The organism is Flavobacterium salmonis, from assembly GCF_903819435.1.
GTDB lineage: Bacteria > Bacteroidota > Bacteroidia > Flavobacteriales > Flavobacteriaceae > Flavobacterium > Flavobacterium chungangense.
On the sequence record NZ_CAIJDP010000089.1, the window covers coordinates 259,511 to 281,195 of the forward strand.

Sequence of the window (21,685 nt, forward strand, 5' to 3'; positions counted from 1 at the left end):
TTAAAATGCTACATTAAGACCCATCAAAATGGTTGGCTGAACCGGATAGTTCCATCCTCCAAAACCTGATCCTTTAACTCCGTCGTCTTTTTTAGGATCTCCTCCTGCAACTTCAGGATCAACACCTGAATAGTTTGTCCATGTCCATAAATTCTGTCCTGACAACGATATTCTCAACTTGTCTAAACCAAATTTATTCTGGAATGTATATCCTAACTGAATGTTCTTCATACGTACAAACGAACCGTCTTCTACATAAAAAGAAGAAAATTTACTAAAGTTTTCATTGTTGTCATCTTTAGACAAACGAGGAACATAATTAGAAGTTCCTTCTCCGTGCCATGCCATCTGATCTAATCCGTCTACTTTGTTTGTTAAGCTTGCACCGTTGTATAAATCTGAAATATTCTGGTTTACGATATCATTTCCGATACTTGAATAGAAATTAGCCACTAAATCAAATTGTTTGTAAGCAAAATTCAGATTCAGACCTATGTTGTAATCAGCCCAAGGTGAACCAATTTTTGTTCTGTCTTTATCATCTAATTTTCCGTCTCCATTCAAATCTTTGAAGCGAATATCACCCGCTTTTGCATAAGGCTGTAATTTAGTTCCGTGTTCATCTGTATGTGCATTCAGTTCTGTCTGATTTTGGAATAAGCCATCTGCTACATACCCGTAAAAATAACCCGGTTCATCGCCTTTAACTGTCAAAGTTCTGTTTCCTGCTCCATAAAGTCTTTCTCCTTCTGTTGATAAAGAAAGCATTTCCACATTTACCGTTGTAAAAGTCAGGTCTGCACCGTATGAGAAATCTCCTTTTTTATTTTTATACGAAAGCAATAAATCTATACCGCTGGATTGCATAGCACCTACATTTGTCCAGATTGTCGCATATCCAGGAAAACCACTGTATGTTGGAAATTGTTTCTTGAACAACATATCATTTGTTTTCTTTTGATAGTATTCTAATGAACCGGAAAATTTATTTTGCCACAAACTAAAATCAATTCCAAAATTGATATCCTCGACAGTTTCCCATTTGATATCCTTGTTTGCCATGGATGACGGATAAGAAGTATCTACCATTTCACCTCCAATTACGTAGTAACCTTGTCCGATATTAGACTGATAAACTGAAGCCGGCAGCCCTTGATTACCTACTTTACCCCAACCTGCTCTTAATCTAAGATCACTTATAACTTCTTTAGTACTTTCCATAAAACCTTCATTCGAAATTCTCCATGAAGCTGAAGCAGACGGGAAATTGGCCCATTTATTATTTGCCATGAACTTTGAAGAACCATCACGTCTGAAAGTACCCGTAAAATAATATTTACTGTCATAATTGTAAGAAAAACGAGAAATATATGACATTATAGAACTGGACCAGCTATTACCTTCGCTGTCACGGTTTTTAGTAGCCGCATTTACCTCTCTCATCGATTCTGAATTGTTAGGCACACCTTCTCCATAGCCCCAGACATCATTACCGTTATACTCTTCCATTGTAGTACCAATCATCAGCGATGCATTGTGTTTCTCTGCAAATTTTCTTGAATACGTTGCAGTACTTTGCCATGTCCAGTCATGATTTGTAGTCGCTCTTCTCTCAACGCTATTAATTTCTGCTTTTTCATGAGCTGCATCAATAATAAAATCCGGTTTGAATATACTCTGTACTTTATTACCCACTTCGATAGAAGCCTGCGTACGAATTACAAGTCCTTTGATAGGTGTATATTGCAAATAACCATTGGTGTTTAAATTATACTGGTCTGTATAATCATCATATCTTTTTACAGCGGCAACGGGATTCCATACATACGAAGGAGAACGTGCATAAATACTGTATTCATTTTCTAATCCAGTTAACTGATCTGCCGGTTTGTAAATTGGGGTAATAGGATCAATTTTAACAAAATCTGCCCAGTTTCCAGGACCTCCCCAACTTTCATAACGAGGATTTAAAGTGATTCCTGCTGAGAATTTATCTGAGAATTTAAAATCATTATTGATTCTCATTGTGATTCTTTCCCATCCTCCTATTTCATACATTGATTCTGTATTGTAATAGTTTAAACTAACTGCATACGTGTGTTTGTCTGAACCTCCCGAAGCTCCTAAAGAAGCATTTGTTACCGGAGAACTTTTTCTGATTCCTGCACCCCACCAGTCTGTGGTTTTTCCTCTGTACTGAGAAGCATTTGGTAAATAATCTGAATAACCCGAATTATTATAAGCCGTATTCATAATGTTAGCATAGCCTTCAGCATTTGCCATATCGTATGGATTCTCCATCATCTGCATACCTGAGCTCAGATCAAAAGTAAATCTTGTTTTTCCTGATTTACCTTTTTTCGTAGTAATAAGAATAACTCCATTAGATGCTCTCGAACCATAAATAGCACTTGCTGAAGCATCTTTTAAAACCTCCATAGACTCAATTTCGTTATTACTCAAAAAATTGATACTCGTTCCCATTGGAATACCGTCAACAACATAAAGCGGATCTGTACCAAGATTAAGAGTTGAAATACCACGAATCAATACCCTTGGCTGTGCTCCCGGACCACCTTGTCCGGTAATCTGAACTCCAGCTACTTTTCCCTGCAAAGATTCGGTCACGTTACCAACAGTCATAGTCTGAAGTTCTTTTCCTTTTACAGAAGAAATTGAACTTGTTACATCGCTCTTTTTTACAGATGCATAACCTACCACTACAATCTCATCCAAAACCTGACTAGACTCTTCTAAAGTAACATCAAGAGTAGTTTTATCTCCGGCAGCAACGACTTTAGATGTAAAACCAATGAAAGAAAATTCGATCTGAGTGTTTGCATTAGGAACAGAAATGGAATATTTACCATCGAAATCGGTTGCTGTTGAGTTAGAAGTTCCTTTAACAATTACATTAACCCCGGGAATCGGCACATTGGCTTTATCCTTTACAGTTCCTTTGATTGTTACTTGCGCAAATGATGCAGCACTGCATAATAAGGCAATAAAAAACCATATATATTTAAATTTCATATTTAGCTATTTTATTTATTAATGTTATAACAAAGCCTATAACAAATTATTTTTTTGTTATAAAGGCTCTTTCCAACTCGGTATCAACAATAACTTTGTAAACACCCGGAGCTGCTGTGTATGCACCATTACCATTTTCTCCTGGAGACATAGTGGCAATACCATTATTAATCAATCTCCATTGTGGATTCCACCATTGCCCTGTAAAAGTAATTTTCATAGTTGATCCTGTAAGTGTAATCTCTCCAACTAATTGATATGGATTATCCGGATTATTAGCCAGGTGTAAACTTCCCATAACCCATGCGTTCCAGGTATCCCAGTTAGCGTCTTTAACACCTTCACCACAAACACTCACAAAAGTTTTTCTTAGTGCTTCATCATCATTCCATGATCCGTTAGCAATATCTGCCCAAACTTTACTTGAAGGTGTATATTTAGTAACTGTATAAGCCATTGTATTTGGATTCATTTTTATGTTGTAATATCCTTTGGTAGGTAAAATAATTGGTGCTGAAGAAGCAGCATCAACGATGTTTCCTGAACCATCTAATCCAAAACAATGTGGGGCAAAGTCAGATTCCTGTCCTAAGAAATAAATTTCTTTATTGTCTTTATCAGCATAATATTTGAATTCAAAATTCTGTCCGTTTTTCTCATGGAAATACATAGGAACACCAGTTGCATCTGTTTTAAGGTTAGTTCCTTTTGGCTGATCACATAAATAAATGGCAGGATACTCATTCGTAGCCACAACATTGATATTTAATGATCCTGTATTAGGAATAGCAAATTTATCTTTAGCAGTAATTGTTAGTACATAATTTGCTGCAGTAACAGGTAAGACATATTCTTTGCTGAATGTATAAGTTTGTGGAGAACCCTGTAACTGAACAGTTTCATCAATATTAAGAGCAGCACACTTAACCTGAACATAATCGATACCTGAATCATCATTAACTACAAAATTTACCGGCATTATATTACTGGTCGACAATAAAATAACGGCTCCTTCATTTGGGGAAAGCATACTTATTGCCGGAGCAGCAAATTCTCCGTCTAAGCGCAGGTTAATTTCTTCATCAACAGCGTTTCCTGAAACATCAGTTATTGTCAGTTTTATTTTAAAAGCTTCAGATGTTCCTCTATCAGCAGGAACCTCGAAAAAATAACTCAGGTTATAGGTTTCAAGTAAAGGATCAGTTTCAAAAGTAATCACCTTATCAAGGGACAGCTCAGGAATTTGAATGTGTACACTCTTTAGTCCTAAATCATCTGCCAAAGCAGCTTTGATTTCAAATTTTCGGGTTGGTGCACCATAAATTTCTTTTGTTGATACAACTACCGTGGGGTTATCAGAACTTGGAAAATCTGATTCGTTATTTTGACATCCGGTAAAAAGGACAGCAAAAAGGGCAAGAAAAAATAAAAATACATTTTTTTTCATTTCTTTAATTTTAAGGTTAGGTTCGTTTAGTAAGTTTTCTTTTTAAAGCTTAATTGTAGGTTGTAATTGTAGGTTAATTTTAGCATTTTGCTTTAACTGTTTTTTGGGAAAACAGGCAAATGATTAACTGATTGTTTTCATATTATCTGGTCTGGTTAATTTGTTAGTGATTCTTTTTTTTATTTATGTTTCTGCCTGCTTATGGCAGCATTTAATTTTTTTTTAAACCCGCAGGTATTAATCTGCGGGTATGATAAGTAACAAGATAAACTAACTCTACTTTCTACATTTAAAGAGTGCTCAAATTCTTTAAATCAGATAAAAACTTATCGTAAAAAAAACACTTATAACTACATAGTAATTGATAACTTTATTACTATTACTGCAAAGAAATGTTTAATACATACTTTAAAAGAGGGGTAAATTGGAAAAAAAAGGAGGTCAAAATCGCAATCAGGCGTTTTTTAACCTTTAAAATTACCAAGTGAAAAAAAATAACAGGATTTTTTTACACAATACGCAATTACTATCTAAAATTGCAATTTTCATTATTAAAACATCTTTGTAATCCAATACTGATTATGCTTTACTAAAAGTTGATTAGCATTTAAAGTTTTTGCACTAATTCAATTTATAGTTTAGAAAACAATGTTTTAAAAAAGACGTTATAATTATGATAATGAAAATGTTTTTTTTTGATTTTGTTTTAATAAATACTCTTCGCATCCTCCTTACCTTTTTCCTTTTGTTCCGTCAAAACAGATTTTAAAATTTCAGGATTTTTTATAGCTTCCGGATTAAAGGATTCGCTGTTCATGTATTTTAAGATTGATATGAGCATCTGTTTTGTGACTGGGCGTTTATCTAAATCTGTGGCCAGATCAAAAGATGCGATAACCAATTTTCCAGATCCTACGCTTCCTTCAAAAAGCGAAGCCAGTTTTCGGTTATTGGCAAAATTATCTACCATTTCTACAATCGGGCTTCCTCCTTCTATTCCGTCTGTAATGAGTGTTGTAGAATTCACATTCAAATCCCACCACTGCCAGTCGGTATTTATGTCTGTCGGGAAATCGGCCAACGCTTTGTGCGAAGGATTACAAAGCACTCCCATCGTTCCAGCTTGTTTGGGAAAGTGTACCGGACTCCAAAATACAGGTACAAATTTTCCTTCGATTCCTTTAATCTTTTTCCAATCTGGATTTAGCAATACTTTTTTACCGGCTTTCAGTAGTTTGTACGCTTCTTCAAGGCTTCGGGTGTAAACTACTTTTCCGTAATCTATGTTTTGTTTTTGGGGATAGATCCAAATATTCCATTGGTTTTTATAATTTGTTCCTTTCAGATTTACAATAACTGTTAATTTCGTCGCTTTCGTTATTTTCTGAAGGCTTTCATTTATATCCAATATTTTATGGTTGTAACCAATAAAAATTGCTGCTTTTGTATTTCCTGAAGCAACTATAGTATTGCCGTCATTAATGCTCCATTCTATTTCCTGATCTTTTAAAACTGAATCCGAATAATTACTGATATCCAAAAAAGCTGTAAAAAATTCATCGTTTGTATAAGCCGCTTTAGAAAACCGGAGCAGAGGCACAACCGGAGCTGAAAACTGCCTGAATTCTTCGGCCGAAATCAAGCCTTTACTATCCCAAAAAGCATCCAAAAGTCCGACTAAAGCCGTTCCCTGCCCCGGAAAATCATGTAAATCCAATAATTGAAAACCACTGATTCCTGCTGTTTTTAATGCTCTTTCAATTTCTTCTTTATAAAGAATTACAGCCAATTTACCCGATGCTTTTGTATAATCAGCTGCTTTATTGATTAATCCTTTTCTTTCTAAATCTTCCTTAAGCGATTTAAAATTGATGGGTTCCAAAACTCCTGTATATTTCGAAATTTCATCAATTTTTGGATAAACAGCATACTGACCAATTTCATGCGTGACCAAAGGCACTGTCATTCCTTCAACGGAAGCAGTGTAATCTTTGTTGAAAGTTGGCGATTCACTGTTAAAAACACCTTGTCCGCGAACCCAACCTTTCTTTGTCCATTGTGTGATAAAGAAATCATCTTCAGGTTCCGGCCAGTCGCCATGTCCTTTTTCAAAAGTAAACGAAGTTGTTGTGTAAAGATGTCTATCGTCCTTCGCTCTTAAACTGTTCATCAATTTTGTCAAAACGGTCATGTCGCCCTGCAGTTCATTCCCCATCGACCACATACAGAAAGAGGGATGATTTCCATACTCATCAATCATGCGTTGTGCTTCGGCATAAAGAAAATCAGTTGTTTTTGGATCTTCGCCAATTTTCAACACCCAAACCGGAAGTTCAACTTGTAAATAAAACCCCATTTCGTCAGCTACTTCAAACGCTGCCTGAGGCGGACACCAGGAGTGAAAACGCAGGTGGTTCAATCCCCAGTCTTTGGCTGTCCCGAAAACTTTCCTCCAACCTTCTTTATCCATTGGCGGATGCCCGGTGAGCGGGAAAATATTACATTCTAATGTTCCTCTCAAAAATACTGGCTGTTCGTTAATCGTCAGTACAGAACCTTTTTTGGAAAAACTCCGCATTCCAAAATCAACAGAAACATTCGAATTGTTTTTCCCGGCTTTTAATTCGGCTTTTAATTCATATAACTCAGGTGAAAATTCACTCCAAAGTTTTATGTCTTTGCCCATATTATAATCCGCTTCAACGATTGATTCCCCGGTTTTTATCTGAATTTCCTTTTGAAGTGTTGCTGCCGAAATCTTAGTCTTTTTATTTACTGCCGTAATACTTAGAATCCCTTTTGTGTTTTTTGCGCTGTTGTTAAGCGTTACTTTCACTTTAGCAGTTCCTGTACTTATTTCCGGTTTTACCTGAAGATTGGCAATCCGTACCGCATCAAAAGCTTCGATTTCCATTTTGCCAATAATTCCATTCCAGATAATCTGAGTTTCATTAGTGTAAGCATGGGCCATATTATCAACACTGATATCAAACAGTTTACGGTTGTCCACACGAATGGTTATACGGTGTGTTTTTCCGGCAGTAAGATATTTTGTAAGGTCATAATAATGCGGTGCTATCAGACTGTTTTGTTCTGCTGGAAGTTCATTTCCGTCAATCCATACATTGGTTTTCCAGATAACACGTTCCAGTTTTAAAATAAATTCCTTCCCCTTCCAGTTTTTCGGCACTGAGATTTCACGCGTATACCATGCTGCACCTAAATAACTATTTTTTCTTGTCAAATGACTCATCTGCAGTTTCTCTAAACTTGGTTTTAGTTTATTAGGAACTCCAAGACCCGCATCATCTGTAGTTCCCGGCAGTTTCATCAGCTGTTTAAAACTCATGTTCTGCCAGCCATTTTTCAGTCCGCTGTCTGTGCTGTCGAGCTGTACTGTCCATTCTCCGGCAATATCCATAACTGTTTTTTCTCTCGAATCCCATGAAGACAGAAAAAGCAGAAGCAGAACAGACGTTATGATATGTTTGATTTTCATCTCTTAAATTTTACTAATTAAATAATTTGTCGATTTTAACACACTTCGACTCCCCTCAGTGCAGGCTAGAATCATAGATTTGGAAACTTAAAAAAGGCGTTTCACTCATTCAAAAACATATAGCTATGTGTTGAGAAATGAGTTTCTCTTTATATTTTTTTCGAAAGATAGAAATCTATGTTTATATGTGTTAATTATTAAACAATGTTAAAACTCATCTTATTTACAAAAGGTCTGTTTATTGATATCTAATTGTTTTACTTTCTGATAATATTTTTCAGATTCGGTTTCATTACCTAATCCGCTGTGACCTAATGCCATCACATAATAACAGTGCACCTGATTTCTAACATTCAGATCATCATCCCAAATCGCCAAATCCGGAAGCGAAACCGCAAAATAATCGATTCTTGATTTTTCGAACAGGTATTTCTCTCCGTGTGCCAGCAGTTTGTTGAAACGGCTTCGGGCTTTGTCTTCATCTCCTAATTCACGCCAGGCCAGTCCCTGATAAAAAATCTTATCCGGTTGCTGATCGTTATAGAAAAATGCCTGAACAGGCTCTGAGGATCCAAGTGTTGCCTCAACAAAATTTGCTGTTGCTTTTTCTAAATCTCCAAGACCTTTATACGCTAATCCTTTATAATAAAAAACTTCATTTTCCTCTGCATTTTTCAGTTTGCCTTCACCTAAATCGTGCGGATAAACTTCGGTTTCTTTCAGCAATTGTACTGCTTCTTCAAATCTTTTTTCTGCAATTGCTATTTTTGCCAATTCCACTCTGCACAACGTATATTGCCCTGTTACTTTTCCTTCACCTCCTTCCCAGGGATGGAATTTTCGCTGTGCAATCAATTCTTTTGCAACAGCATATTTTCCTATCTGATTGTAAAGTGTAATACGTTCAATACATAAATCATCACGCTCTTCGACCAAATTTGAATACTGGTTTAAAAGCTCTAATCTATATTCAGGTGATTTTCCAATTTTCTTATACAGCTGATCCAGCTCCATAAAAATTCTTGAATCGGTTGTATCCAATGCAAATGCTTTTTCTAACATTACCTGAGCCTTAACTTTATCACTTGTCTTGTTAAAATAAGCGAGTGCAAGATTTCGCAATAAAGTTGGAAACGTATCATCGATGCTGTATGACAGTTCCCAGCATTTTACAGCATCATCATATTGGCGGAAAGCGTACCAAAAATTCCCTAAATAATAAGGTGCTTTTGCATCCTTAGGATTTAAACGAATAGCGTCCTGCAGGATATTAACTTCTTCAATACGGTTTGGAAAACATTTTTCTGGTGACTCCGCAGCGGCTTTTTTGTACCATTCTAAAGCTTTATCTTTATCTCCATCCATAGAAGAAAAATAACCCAAAGCATAATATACCATTGGATAAACTTCTCCGTTATCATTTATCGATTCCTGCAATAATCGAGAAGCTTCTTGATACAATCCGGCACCAGCAAAGTCAAGCGCATATTCGATATAACCGTGTGACCACTGACGCATAATGGTATTCATTTCGTCCAATAGAGTCTGGTCTTTTGTCAGCAGATATTTCTCAAAACGGCAACCCATGTTGAAACGGTCAATTTTGAGCGATTCTTCAATCCATGCCAAAGCTTCCTGATTTCTGTTTAACTTTCGCAAAATAGAAGCTTTCAACTGACGTGCCTTGTGATTGTGCCAGTTGCGGATCAATGATGATTCGACTCTTTCCAACGCTTCTGACCATTCTCCTTTTATACTGTCAATTTGTGCTAAAGCGTAAAAACCGGCGTCCTGCCACGCTGCATTCCAGGTTGATTTGAAAAGTGAATTATAAGCATCATCAAATTTCCCTTGTAATTTCAGGCAATAACCCAGATTGTATAAAGGTTCTCCATCGATTGGATTTGGATTGCGCTCTGTTAAAACTTCAACCGCAGTTCTGAAATACTTTTCGGCTTTTTCAAACTGACCTCTTCGCAGTATCAAAAGGCCGATAGCATTACTACATCTCAAATCTCTTGAATCTCTGCTTAAAGCTTCAAAATAATAATCAAGCGGATTGTAAGTAGCATGTCTGTATTGTTCCAAATGCAGTCCTGTCAAATACAATTGCTCCATTGAAGCGATATCTTTTGGATCAAGAGCCGCTTTTGCAGGATCAGGAACTGGTTTTATTTCTGGTTTTTCTTCCTGATATTGAACCAGAATTTTACCATTCGAAGTATAAACTGTAAAAATTAAATCTTCAGAGACCGTTTCTCCAATTGAAACTCGTTTTTTATACGGATTTAAAGGCGAAATCGTAATTTCATCCTGAAATAATACCCCGTTTTGCTTGTTTTTTAATTCAATACTCAAATTCTCATACAAACCAGTTGTATACAAAATTAGATCAGCTTCGTTTCCTTCAATTTCAATATTAATGATCGCATCTTTTGTTGCATTTTTTACATAACCTACTTCGGCATACGGCATAAAATATTGTACCCATGACTTTTCTTCGTAAGCCTGAAGCCAGGAAAAATCAGGCTGATTGTCTGTAAAAACACCCGTCATTAATTCAATATACGGACCGTCTTTGTCTGTTAAATTTCTGTCCCATGCAAGTCCGAAATCTCCGTTCCCCCACGTCCATTGTTTTTTTCCCGGCGAAACATGATGATTGGCAACATGCAACAATCCTGCCTGCACATCATCTTGGTAACCGCCCACAAAATTATATTTGGACTGAACCGCCATATAAGATGTTGGAACCGGAATATTTTTATATTTTGAAATGTCGACTCCGGCAGAATAGTCCTGTTTGTAATATTCTCCAGTCGCAATTGGAAATTTAGAAACATCTCTTTTTCCGTGGTCAAATACGGCATTAACATCTGGAGGAAAAACCGATTTATAACCGTCATTCACCACCACAGCAGGGTTTGCCCACCAAAGAAAAGTCTGAGGAAAAGCGGTACGGTTATAGATTTTTACTTTAATTTCGATGTAAGCTTTATCAGGATGCAGCGTGAATCCCTGCATTCCTTTGGTTCTAAACATTCTTTCTACTTCATTACACCATATTGTTCTGCTTCCGTCCTCATTTTCTTCAATATTATAATCTGTAGGCAAAAAAGTACTCGGACGGTGGTGCTGTGGCCAGTTGAACTCAATTCCGCCGGAAATCCAAGGTCCGGTAAGCCCCACAAGAGCCGGTTTTATAACCTGATTGTAATAAACAAAATGACGCTGTTTTACTTTGTCATACGCCATGTGAACGCGCCCTCCCAGTTCAGGAAGAATCATGATTTTGATGTATTTGTTTTCTAAAAATACGGCGTTATACGGCTTATCGAATTTTTCATCTGATAATTTTTCTACAACAGGATAAGGATAAACAGCTCCTGAACTTCCCTGATATACTCGTTTTTCCAAAAAAATCGGATTCTTTTCCTCTTCACCAATTTGGTACGTAGGCAGTAAAATATCTTCTTTCCAAACACGTACAACACCATCTTCATTAACCGTTGACTGAATTAAATAGGCTGTGATTTTTTCGTCCTGCCCTGTCTCTTTTATTGTTTGTTTTGCATGTAAATTATCTGCAATTGTATTTTCCATTTTATTATATACTATTATTTTGTCAATTCATTTTCTATTTCTTCTAAAGACTTTCCTTTAGTTTCCGGCAGCGAAATGCGAAGGAAAAAGTATCCTGCTAAGCAGATAACCCCATAAAGCCAGAATGTTCCGTACGATCCAAGACTTTTGTTTAGTATCGGAAAAGTATAAGTAAGTACAAAACAGGCTGTCCAAAGAGCGAAAGTCGAAACCGCCATTGCCATGGCACGTATTTTTGTGGGGAATATTTCAGATAAAACGACCCAGGTAATGGGTGCCAATGTCATGGCATAGCAGGAAATCGCAGCAATAACAAGTCCTAAAACTGCAAGCCCTGTTATTTCAAAATAATAGCAGGTGCCAAGTGCTGCATAGATGAAAAACAATCCTATTGAACCGATAAGCATCAATGTTCTTCTTCCCCATCTGTCGACAAAATACATTCCTGCAAAAGTGAAGATTACATTCGTTACACCTGTAATTACGATATTGAACAAGATATCCGAAACGCCATAACCGGCTGCTGAAAATATTTCCTGAGCATAATTAAAAATCACGTTGATACCGCACCATTGCTGAAAAGCCGCAATCACGATTCCTAACAAAAGAATCTTTAGCATTTTACCTTCAAATAGCATTTTATAATTGGCTTCTTCTTTGACGTCTCCGGCACTTAATTTTAATTCTTCAATTTGTTCTCTTGCAAAGGCAAGCCCGCCAATTTTAGTAAAAACAGATTCGGCTTTTGCATATTTACGCTGACTCGCCAGCCATCTTGGACTTTCTGGTATAATTAGTATCAAAACAAAAAAGGCTACTGACGGAATGGCTCCCGCCCAAAACATGTATCTCCAGCCCCATTGACCGTTCCAGGAATTCAAAATATCCTGTCCTTCTACAATTGGGTCTGCAATTAACCAATTCACAATTTGAGCCGCCAATATTCCTATTACAACCGTTAACTGATTTATCGAAACAAATTTTCCTCTGGATTCACTTGGAGCGATTTCGGCTATATACATTGGTGAAAGATTTGAAGCGATTCCAATTCCGATACCGCCAACAACTCTCCATATAATAAACCATTCAATAGTATCGACTATTCCGGTGCCAACTGCTGCCAGTGTAAAAAAGATTGAAGCTACAATCATTAGTGGTTTTCTTCCGTATTTATCAGATAAACTTCCCGAAATCATTACACCCAAGAGGCATCCTAAAATAGCGCTTCCCATTACCCATCCCTGCATCGAAGGTGAATTGGCAATATTAAAAAAGACTTCATAAAATGGTTTCGCACCACCAATTACAACCCAGTCATATCCGAACAGTAATCCGCCCATGGCTGAAACCAATGCGATAAAAAGCAGGTATGAAGAATTAAACTTATTCATATGTATAATTTTAAATTAATTTATTATTTACAAATATCGCTAGTTGGCAGGCTTTTAAAAATGTAATATTTATGCAAAACATGTATAAAACAACGATTTTAAACAAACCATTGTCATACTAAAAATAAAAAAACCTTTTTTTATTGCAAATACATTTTTAGAGTTAAAAACTAACATAACAAACAACTTTAATATAAAAAATATCCAACTAAAGCATTATTTACGATACATTATCATACCTTTTTAAGTAACATAATTACATAATATGTAAATTATCACGGTTAAGTTATACATATATTTTCTTAAATTTGATTTTTGAATACATCTCAAATGTTTAGTTTCTACAATAAATATAATTTAATATGAATCAAATAGCAGATGGTTTTAAGGGCGAAAGAGCAATCGTTGTTCCATATAGTGTACGTAATTTTCAATCAGGCAATGAATTGACAAAAAACGCATTTATTACACATATTGGTTATTATCCTAATGCAAAATATCATTTTAGAAAACGGTCAAAAGGCGCACTTGAAAACATTCTTATTTATTGTGAAACCGGAAAAGGTTTTATAACCCTTGAAAACGAACAATTCTCGCTTACGAAAGATCAGGCTTTTATAATTCCGGCTCACAAAGCACATAGCTATGAAGCAGAAATTTCTAAACCCTGGAGTATTTACTGGCTCCATTTTAAAGGAAATTCAAACTCTTTACATACTGCTGTTTCAGGAAAGATCCTAAATCTAAACGACAGCAGATCAACGGACAGATTAAATTTATTCGAAGAAATATATCAAAATCTGGAAATGGGTTTTAATCCTGACAATCTTGAATATTCCAGCATTTGTCTGCAGCATTTTCTGGCCAGTCTAAAATACACCGATCAATTCTTAAAAATAAAAACAGCAGACACAGAGGTATTAGATGTTATACCACTAAGTATTATTTACATGAAAAATAACCTAACTGGTAAAATCACGCTGTATGATATTGCACAGCATGCCGGTTATTCGAGTTCGCATTTTGGGTCTCTGTTTTTAGAGAAAACCTCCTTTACCCCTATGGACTATTACAATCAGTTAAAAATTCAGAAGTCCTGCTCTCTTTTGCAGTTCAGCACCATGAAAATAAAGGAAATTGCTTATTTCTTGGGCTATTATGACCCGTTTCATTTTTCAAAATCATTTAGGATGGTCATGGAAATATCTCCCAGGGAATACCGGCTTAAATATAAAACTACTGTTTAATCGCTATTTGAATCATCAAAAAGGGCTTCAACTCCGCTCAGCCTGACAACTGTTTTGAATTACACCCAGCAAGTACTATTTAATAATATTCAAATCAGAATTAAAAGAACTCTTATACTTTTTGATGTATTCTGAAGGTGTCATTCCAAATAATTTCACGAATTGCTGTCTGAAATATTTCGGGTCTTCAAAACCAACCTCAGCACTTGCCTGTGCAATATTAATATCTTCAGTAAGCATCAACATGGCAGCTCTTCGGATTCGCAGTGAACGTATAAAAGCGTTTAGAGTCTGTCCCGAAATGATCTTAATTTTGGTATAAAGTGTTCTATGGCTCATACCCATTTCAAGAGCAAAAGTTCTAATTGTAAAATCTCTTTTGTGAATATTAGCTTCTACAATATCAATACATTTTTTCAGCATTTCCTGATATTCTACAGGGACTTTCTGTGTATTCTCTTTTAAAGTTATGCTATTTAAGAAATAGGTTCGTAAATTGCTTCTGTTTCGCAATAACGATTCGACACGGGCCACGAGTATCTCATCATCAAATGGTTTCGTGATATAATCATCCGCACCATCATTTATTCCCTGCAAATGGGTTTCAGGATTTTTTGATGCGGTTAACAGAATTACAGGAATATGAGATAAATCATTGCTTTCTTTTATTTTTCGGCATAATTCAAGACCATCCATTTCTTCCATGGTAATATCGCTGATTACCAAATCGGGCATGTGTTTTTTGGTTAGTTTTAAACCCTCTTCACCATTTTCGGCACTATACACTATATGATTTTCAGAAAATAATTTGATTAGATATCCTCTTATTTCAGCGTTGTCGTCAACAATTAAAACCGTTCTTTTTTCAGTAAGCATCACTTTTTGTAAATCACTTTCGGAAACTACTGTATTAACTGGCGCATTGCTTTCTTCGGCATCATCAATAATCAATTCATCAAAAAGCTGACTTCTTTTTTGAACGTCGTTTGTAATTTCTGCATTTTCAAAATGGCTGTCTCCTTTCAGAAAAGTTAATTTAAACGTACTCCCTTTACCAGGTTCACTGCTACAGCTTACAGTTCCTTTATGTTTGTCTGTAAAATATTTGACAATATAAAGCCCGATTCCAAAACCGGTTCCAATAGAAACTTTTGAATTGATTTGTTTGAATTTTTCGAAGATTACCTCAATATCTTTTTTCTCGATTCCATCGCCGTTATCAGCGATCTCTAGCTGTACATCATCATCAGTTTCTGTAAGTTTAAGATCAATCTGCCCACCAATTGAGGTATACTTAAAAGCATTTGACATCAGGTTAAACAGTGAGATTTCAATTTTTTCATAATCACCGATAATCACAATTTCATGATCCGGAATATCAAAATTGTATTTTATATTCTTCTCTTTTGCCTGATTTACAAAACACTGATACACTTCATTACAAAGATTGTTGACATTTATAGGAGATAATCTAAGGGAATCAGCATCATTTTCGGCTTTTCTAAAAAGCAGAAGCTGATCTACCAGACTCAAAAGTCTTCTGGCATTTCGGTGTGCAATAGCCAAATCACTTCCTGAAGATCCATTTTGAACACTTTCTTTCTGAACTGCTTTTTTAAGCGGATTTATAATGAGCGAAAGCGGTGTTCTGAATTCGTGTGAAATATAGGTAAACATCGATGATTGTTTCTCAGCAACTTCTTTTTCTTTCTTGCTTTCAAGTTCAGCGATTTTTACCTTATATTTTAATTTTTCCTTATTCTTTTGATAATCAAGATACACAAAAAGAATTCCTGCCACAGCCAGAACATATAAACTATAAGCCCACCACGTTCTGTACCAGGGCGGCAAAACTTCAATTGAAATCAGATTGATTTCATTGTTCCAGCCCCCCTCAAAATTGGTGGTTTTTACTTTAAAAGTATATTTTCCTTCCGGCAGTCTTGAATAGTTTGCCTTTCGGGCCTGACCCACATAATTCCATTGGTCATCCCAGCCGTCGAGCAGGTAAGCATAATTTATTTTATCGGCATTATTATAATCCAAAGCAACAAATTCTACCGATAAAGTGGTCTGATCGTAATCCAGACTTACTTCTTTCATTTTGTCGGAGTCTAAAGTTGTTACTTCCACTCCGCTTACTTCAATTGGCTGATTGTTGACATAAAAATCAGTCAGCAATACGTTATTTTTTTGATTGAAACCCTTAATCGCTTCCGGAAAAAAGATATTAAAACCGTTTATACCGCCAAAAAGAAATTCGCCTGTCGATAATTGAATCCCGGCATTAAAACTAAACTGATTGCTTTGAAGTCCGTCATTTACAGAAAAATTACGGAATGTTTTTCGTTTTTTATCAAATCTGCAAATACCGCTGTAAGTACTCATCCAGAGATTCCCTTCCTTATCTTCAAGTAATCTCAAAACCGTATTTGACGGAAGGCCTTCATCTGTAGTAAATCTTTTAATACGATTGGTTTTTCTGTCAAACATAACCAATCCGCCTTCCTGTGTCCCCAGCCAGAGATTTTTGTCCTTATCTTCATGAATACATCGAATCGGATTGCCAATTACCGTTTTTTTGACTTTTTTTGGTGTTTTTTCTATACAAAACAAAGTACTGTAATTTGCTCCCCAAAGCTTACCATCCCTGGTTTCTATTAGACATTGCAAATTATTGATGTTTCGGTCAAAAAGTACAAAACTGTTTTTATTGCGGTCAAAAAGATACAAGGAACCTTCGTTTGTAGCACTTGCCCAGATATTAGCTTTTGAATCCATATAAACAAACCAGATGTTTTTTTCTATTTGTTTGGTATATGGGTTGTAACATGAAAACTGGGTTACACTGTTATTATTTTTATTAATTCGGTTTACACCTCCGGCCCAGGTAGAGATCCAGATATCGTTATTATTATCACGTGTTATTCCGGTAATAAATTTGCTCGAAAGGGTATTTCCGTAGTTTACATAAGTATTATTTTTTCGGTTCCAGTATTTTAAACCTGCACCGTCTGTTCCTACCCAAATGTTATTTTTCTCATCCTCGCAAAAAGACAAAATAAAATTTTCAGCGGGATCTTTTGCATTATATCTAATGCTTTTAAAATACTTGGGAATATTGCTTAGCATACTGACTCCGCCACGCAATGAACCAAACCATTTATTTCCGGTTTTATCTTCATACAAACTCCAAACCGAATTACTTTTGGCCAGTTGATTACCATTAACTTCATTCTGCCAAATAGCCTGGTTACCAATAATTCTGTAAATCCCACAACCGTCAGTCGTAATCCAGATTTCTTTTTTCTTATCAACAAGAATATCGGTAACACTGCATTTATTTGAAAAATAATTCTCAGAAAGAGTACCCGATCTTGTATCAAAAAGAAAAAGCCCTTCATCTGTGCCTAACCAAAGGTTTCTATCAGAAGCCGGTTTCATTGCTTTTACTTCTTTCGAAAGCGGAAAAACTACTTGTAAAACTTTAGACTGATAGGAATACCTGCAGATTCCAATATTACGGACATATACCCAGGAATGGCTGTTTTTTTTATCATCCTGAATAGCTACTGCATCATAATTATCAATACTATTTTTTTTACCTTGAATTTTAAGCGGAATTTGTTTGCCGATGAAAGAGCCGTTTTCAAAACTTATCAATCCTAAACTCTGAGAAGCTATCAGTACTAAATCATCAGAAACAGAACGCATCTGATGAATAATGTCTTTTAAAACTTTTACTTTTTTATTTGTAGCTGTATAACGAACAGGATGAAATGTGGCTGTATTTTTATTGTAAATACAAACCCCATTCGAACCACCAACCCAGATATTTTTTTTCGAGTCTCCTTCGATGTTATAAATAGTATTGAATGGCAAGGATTTTTTATCGTTGATACGGTTTCGGAATACTTTAAAATTATATCCGTCATATCGGTTCAGTCCATCATAAGTTCCAAACCACATATAACCATCACTATCCTGAAATATTGTAGTCACCGAATTGTTGGATAACCCATCAGATATGTCAAGAAATTTTACCGGATTCTCCTGCGCCGAAACAAGTGCGTAAAATCCCACTAATAGAATCAGGTTTATAAAAAATTTCTTCAAGATTTGTTTATTTTAAATTGAAAAGAATAATCAAGCAATAAATTTATCAATAATTTAAAAAATCACAAGAAAAAAGAATAAAAAATAAATAAAATCACAATTTACCTATATTATTAAAAGTTCGATTATATTTGCCGACTTTCTTTTTAAAACACAAATAAAATAATGACAATACAAGATTTAACTGGCAGCTATTCTATTTTGGGAAGTAATCAGGACGGCTCTGATGAAATGACTTATAAAGGTGTTCTGACACTCTCTCTTGATAAAAACAACAGGATTAAAGCCAGGTGGATCATCAACAATGTTCAGGAACAAAAAGGCTCAGGATTTTTTAAGGATAATATTCTCGTAATCAATTTTAGTTATAAAGGAGAAGACAAAAAAACATACAAAGGAGTGGCGGTTTACAGATGCATTACCAAAGATATACTCGAAGGATTTTGGTCTGAAAAACACGGAAACCCGCTCTATCTGGGAACCGAACATTGCAGGAGAACAGCAACTTCTGAACGGTTGAACTAATATCCTTTAAATAAAAAACCACTTATTTTACCTGAATAAATAAGTGGTTTGGAAAAGAAAAAAAATATCAATCAGGATTTGCCAGTATTTTAAACAATTCGGCATTTGAAATGTAAAACTGATTTTCGATGCTGATTTGTGATAGTTTGGCACTCACCAGATTATTTTCCCTTGAATTGATCAGGAAGATAGAACTTTCACCAAAAGAGAACAGTTTTTCTTCAGAATTCAGCATTGTCAGATAGTCTTTTACCAGATTATCAATGACGCCTTTTTGCCTTTTTAAAGAAGCAATTTCGGTTTGCTGTGCTTTGATTTTATTTTTAAGTTCTAGTCGCTGCTGGTCAATGTCATATTTTAAATCCTGAATTTTAAGTTTTGCCAGTTTTAAGCTTCCGCGCTCTTTTCTCAAAAAAATCGGAATGCTGAAATCGACATTAAACTTATAATCGTCGGTATTGAAAGAATTAAAATAAGAAGGCTCCGAAATATAATTGTACCCCACATTCAGCTTTGGAAGCAATGAATTTGCTTTCAGTTCCCTGCTGATTTCCAGCATCCCCATTTTAGTTTCCAGAGCCTGAATCTTCGGATGAGAGTCCAGACCCTGAACATCCACCATCATTGCATCCGTTCTTAGGGTTTCTTCCAGCGTTTTTATCAGATTTTCTTCCGGTTTAACAGCATCTCCTAACTCAACAGGAACATTTTCTATCCATAAATAATTCGAAAGATATAATTTCGCTTTAGCCAATTTCAGATTTCCGTTTTCTACGTTTAATTCACGGTTTCGAACAGTAATTCCGGCCTCTACACTGTCTATGGCCGGAGCGTCCCCCAGTTCAATCAGCTTTTTTACACCCTGAAAACGAGTGCTGGCAAAACCAAGATATCTTTTATAAAGTTCAGCTTCATTGTAGCTTTTTCTCCATTCAAAATACGCTTCGCTGGCTTTGTACAAAACCTCAATAGCTTTAAGTTTTCGCTGTGCATCACTCAGTTTTACCTGCAGTTTCCCTTCCCTTACATCAGCCATTCGCTGATTGATGAACATTCCCTGACCTAAGGCTACATTAATTCCCAAAGAAGTCAAACCCGCTTCAGGAGTACGATTTTGTGGGTTGTAGTATTGCCCGTCTGTCTGGTCAAAACCTGCTTTAATTTCGATTCCGTACCAGGTAGGAATTTTAAAACTGCTGTTTAAAAGCGAATAATATTCTGTTCCTTTAAATTCTTTTTTATTGTAATCGACTTCGATTTTAGGATCAAATCCTCCTCGGGCAAGCATCAATGCAGCCTGAGCCGTACTAATTTCAAGATTAGCCTGCTTGACCAGCGGATGATACTTTTTTACGTATCCCAAAAACTCGCTATAGCTCAATTCTTCTTTATTAAAATCCTGACTGTATAAATTAGAAAAGCCGAATAAAAATAAAAGAGAAAAGACTGTAACAGCATACTTCAATTTATTTTTTGTCCTTACCATCCTTCGCCTCTTTTTCGTCTGATTTATAATAATTTGGAGGGAAGCCATTCAGGTTACGCCATATTTCGTACCATACTGAAACGGTTTCAAGTAAAGCGATACTTTGTGCCCCTGCTCCTATACTTAATTCTTTTGGCCATTTATTATCCGGACCATCAGGTGAAACAAGCACTCTGTATTTCCCATTAGAACTTATAAAATTCTCGATTGCCACGATTCTTCCACCATAGGTTCCATAAGATAATCCAGGCCATCCTGAAAATACGATTCTTGGCCATCCGTCAAACCAGACACGTACTTTCGCACCGCGATGTACCAACGGAAGATCGATAGGATCAACATAGGTTTCAACCGCAATATCATAACTTGCCGGCATAATACTCACAATTGGAGTCCCTTCTTTGATTGTTTCTCCCAAACCTGCCAGCAAAGCACGGTTGACATAACCGCTCTGAGGAGCCTTAATGTAGTACAGACCGTTTCTAAGACTATAATTTACATATTGATTCTGCAATTTATTTACTTGGGCTTCTGTATCATATTGCGTACTCAAAGCAGTATATTTATCGCTTTTTGATTTCGAAATTTTCTCGGTGTACTCAGCTGTAATTCGGTTAATTTCAACTCTTGCATTTATCAATTCGTTTTTACTGCTCAAAAGCTTGTTTTGCTGCGTCACTATATATGCTTCAGACTCCTGAAGTTTCAGTCTTTTTTGCTCCACATCGGTAAGCGGCTTCAAACCTTCCTTATTCAATGCTGTCGAACGGTCAAATTGAGTTTTAGCGATTCTTAACTGTGTTTTTATCGCTTCAAGATCCATACTGTCACTCTTGATTTTCAGCTGGGCCTGTTTAATTTTATTCTGGGCCTGCTGCAGTTTTAATTCTCTTTCTGTATTAAGCGATTGTGCCTGAACTTCAAGCGAATTTACTTTGTCTCCATACGATTCTACAGCCATTTTCTTGGCATCAACCTGCTGTTTGGTGTTGCCAACAAGATTCGGATCCAGATAATCTTCTTTTACCTCCGAAATAAAAACAATTGTATCTCCTTTTTTTACATAATCACCTTCCTGCACGTACCATTTTTCTATTCTTCCGGCAATAGCATTATGTACTGTTTGTGGTCTCTGATCAGGTTTTAAGGTCGTTACTGAACCGCTCCCTGAAATGTTTTGTGTCCATGGCAGAAAAAGGCAAGCTACACAAAAGATCAAAAATCCGATTATAACCCTGTTTAAAATTTTATAATGTGGCCTGCGGGCTACGCTGGTAATAGATTTGTATTTACCCGGAGTTATCAGTACATTATTATCTTTAGATATATTGAGCATGA

The 21,685-nt window shown here is 36.0% G+C and carries 10 protein-coding genes; 2 read left to right on the forward strand and 8 right to left on the reverse strand.

The genetic code is table 11. The features are described from left to right. The 5 genes from FLACHUCJ7_RS23290 to FLACHUCJ7_RS23310 form a co-directional block, all read right to left on the reverse strand. Positions 1 to 3,033: a SusC/RagA family TonB-linked outer membrane protein gene (locus FLACHUCJ7_RS23290; RefSeq protein ID WP_180910717.1), complete on the reverse strand. Its 3,033-nt coding sequence runs from the start codon at positions 3,031 to 3,033 to the stop codon at positions 1 to 3. Positions 3,034 to 3,079: 46 nt separating this feature from the next. Then, positions 3,080 to 4,480, reverse strand: coding sequence for a cadherin repeat domain-containing protein (locus tag FLACHUCJ7_RS23295; RefSeq protein WP_180910718.1), 1,401 nt, complete (start codon positions 4,478 to 4,480; stop codon positions 3,080 to 3,082). 706 nt (positions 4,481 to 5,186) lie between these two features. Continuing rightward, positions 5,187 to 7,979, reverse strand: coding sequence for a sugar-binding domain-containing protein (locus FLACHUCJ7_RS23300; RefSeq protein ID WP_230408899.1), 2,793 nt, complete (start codon positions 7,977 to 7,979; stop codon positions 5,187 to 5,189). 219 nt (positions 7,980 to 8,198) lie between these two features. Beyond that, positions 8,199 to 11,582 (reverse strand): DUF5107 domain-containing protein, encoded by a 3,384-nt coding sequence (locus FLACHUCJ7_RS23305; protein ID WP_180910719.1) that lies wholly within the window; start codon positions 11,580 to 11,582, stop codon positions 8,199 to 8,201. 14 nt (positions 11,583 to 11,596) lie between these two features. Beyond that, positions 11,597 to 12,973 carry a sugar porter family MFS transporter gene (locus FLACHUCJ7_RS23310; protein WP_180910720.1) on the reverse strand — a complete coding sequence of 459 codons (1,377 nt, stop codon included), beginning with the start codon at positions 12,971 to 12,973 and terminating at the stop codon, positions 11,597 to 11,599. A gap of 362 nt (positions 12,974 to 13,335) precedes the next feature. Here FLACHUCJ7_RS23310 and FLACHUCJ7_RS23315 point away from each other — a divergent pair, with 362 nt between their 5' ends. After that, positions 13,336 to 14,220: an AraC family transcriptional regulator gene (locus FLACHUCJ7_RS23315; RefSeq protein WP_180910721.1), complete on the forward strand. Its 885-nt coding sequence runs from the start codon at positions 13,336 to 13,338 to the stop codon at positions 14,218 to 14,220. Positions 14,221 to 14,295: 75 nt separating this feature from the next. On the opposite strand, the gene FLACHUCJ7_RS23320 is transcribed toward FLACHUCJ7_RS23315, so the two are convergent. Next, positions 14,296 to 18,336 carry a hybrid sensor histidine kinase/response regulator transcription factor gene (locus FLACHUCJ7_RS23320; RefSeq protein WP_180910722.1) on the reverse strand — a complete coding sequence of 1,347 codons (4,041 nt, stop codon included), beginning with the start codon at positions 18,334 to 18,336 and terminating at the stop codon, positions 14,296 to 14,298. Positions 18,337 to 18,501: 165 nt separating this feature from the next. Here FLACHUCJ7_RS23320 and FLACHUCJ7_RS23325 point away from each other — a divergent pair, with 165 nt between their 5' ends. Continuing rightward, a complete protein-coding gene (locus FLACHUCJ7_RS23325) occupies positions 18,502 to 18,861 on the forward strand; it encodes a hypothetical protein (RefSeq protein ID WP_180910723.1) in 360 nt (119 codons plus the stop codon). A 67-nt stretch (positions 18,862 to 18,928) separates the two neighbouring features. On the opposite strand, the gene FLACHUCJ7_RS23330 is transcribed toward FLACHUCJ7_RS23325, so the two are convergent. Both FLACHUCJ7_RS23330 and FLACHUCJ7_RS23335 read right to left on the reverse strand, forming a co-directional pair. Further along, positions 18,929 to 20,347 carry a TolC family protein gene (locus tag FLACHUCJ7_RS23330; protein WP_180910724.1) on the reverse strand — a complete coding sequence of 473 codons (1,419 nt, stop codon included), beginning with the start codon at positions 20,345 to 20,347 and terminating at the stop codon, positions 18,929 to 18,931. After that, positions 20,328 to 21,683, reverse strand: coding sequence for an HlyD family secretion protein (locus FLACHUCJ7_RS23335; protein ID WP_078229456.1), 1,356 nt, complete (start codon positions 21,681 to 21,683; stop codon positions 20,328 to 20,330). The genes FLACHUCJ7_RS23330 and FLACHUCJ7_RS23335 overlap by 20 nt, the downstream gene beginning before the upstream one ends. Positions 21,684 to 21,685: the final 2 nt, after the last annotated feature.